This is a genomic window from Streptomyces sp. NPDC055140 (assembly GCF_053607285.1).
This window is the reverse complement of record NZ_JBSGTG010000183.1, coordinates 1-1,627: the sequence shown is the minus strand read 5'-3', so window position 1 is coordinate 1,627 and position 1,627 is coordinate 1. Positions and strand designations below refer to the sequence as shown.

The window sequence follows — 1,627 nt, the reverse complement described above, 5'->3', positions numbered from 1 at the left end:
CTAAGGGTTGTCCCGCAAAAGGATCTTGGGCCAGGGGCATGGCTGACTGCGCCGTGAGCTACCCCTCTATCCAGCGAGGTTGAGGTTGTGCAGACGCGCGATCCCGAGCATGGCGTGATGGACACCGTCGCCCTTGAGGCGGCAGTCGCGAAGGATCTTCCAGGTCTTCATGCGGGCGAAGGCGTGCTCGACTCGGGCACGGACCTGTTTGTGTGAGCGGTTGTGTTCCTTTTTCCAGTCGGGGAGTTCCTCGCCCTTACGGCGGCGGTGGGGCATGACGAGTCCGGTGCCCGGGTAGCCGCCGTCGGCGATCGTCATCGTCCTGCCGACGGCGGCTTTGGCGCCGGATTCCTCCCATGCCCTGCAGTCGTTGCGGTTGCCTGGCAGGGGCCGGCCGACCACGACGACCCGGCGGGTGTCGGCGTCGATGACGACCTGGTGGTTGGTGGAGTATCTGTAGTTCTTGGACTGCTCGGCGATTGTGTGGTCGCGGGTGGGGACCAGGGTGCCGTCCACGATGAGTACGGCGTCTCTGGCGAAGCGGCGCCGGGGCTGCAGCGCAAGGAGCGGACCGAGGTGGTCGATGATGCGGTCGGCTGAGGACTTGGAGATGCCGAACAGCGGGGCGAGTTGACGCATCGTCAAGTTCGTGCGCCAGTACGCCGTGACCAGCAGTGTCCTATCTGCCAGGGACAGGCTCCACGGCCTGCCCCGGCGGGTGGTGTCGACCCCCGTGCGACGCAGCGCCGTTACCAGCTTGGTGAACTGGCGCGGGCTCAGCCCGGTGAAAGGGCCTATCCAAGACGGCTCCGACGCCGTGATCACACCAGCCACAGCAAGATCATTACATCAGGGGCGGCGACTGCGGGAGCGTCCCAGAGGTGCGGACTACCTCGACGTTGCGGTTCGCACTCCCAGGGAGACCAGCACCGCTCCGGCCAGCCGACTCATCCCGCGCCGGAACCGAGGCGTGTCGATCACCGTGCGCGCGGCGGCAACCACTGAGGTCCAGAACAGCAGCCACACCAGGACGATGGCCACATGCACGAGTGCGAGCGTCGCGATCTGCGGCGCAATAGGACGACTGGCGGTGAGGAACTGCGGCACGAGGGTGAGATAGACCGAGGCCGCCTTCGGATTGAGGACATTGGACCAAAGCCCCTGGCCGAAGCCCCCAAGCCTGGCCCACGGCAAGCTCCACCGCACCCGTCTCGATGCTTCGATGCCGCGACGCGCTGAGCGCCAGGTGGTCACGCCCAGCCAGGCGAGATAGATGCCGCCCAGGAGCTTCACCACCGTCAACGCCTGGGCTGACGACATGACCAAGGCTGACAGGCCCACCGCGGCAAAGGTTGCGTGCACCAGAAGCCCGCACGCCGAGCCGAACGTGACGAGGACGCCATCAGATCGCGAACCAGCGAGCACCTGCTGCGTGACAAGGGTGAAGCTGGTACCGGGAATCAATGTGAGAGGTGTGACTGCGGCCATGAAGCCGAGTACCTGATGCCACTGCACACAACCGAGCATAGGCAACGAGAGCATCCCCAACCACCCGTTCCCCGATGGCGCTTCCAGCTCCAGGCAGAGGTCCCCCAGCTCGAAGATCATTAGCGGGACAAGCCTTAGG

The 1,627-nt window shown here is 65.5% G+C and carries 2 protein-coding genes; both read right to left on the bottom strand.

The annotated features are described in order from the left end of the window. Positions 1–66: 66 nt before the first annotated feature. Positions 67–834 carry a transposase gene (locus ACWFR4_RS48825; protein WP_453658438.1) on the bottom strand — a complete coding sequence of 256 codons (768 nt, stop codon included), beginning with the start codon at positions 832–834 and terminating at the stop codon, positions 67–69. Positions 835–888: 54 nt separating this feature from the next. Further along, a partial coding sequence (locus tag ACWFR4_RS48820) for a LysE family translocator (protein WP_453658435.1) occupies positions 889–1,627 on the bottom strand: 739 nt, incomplete at its 5' end.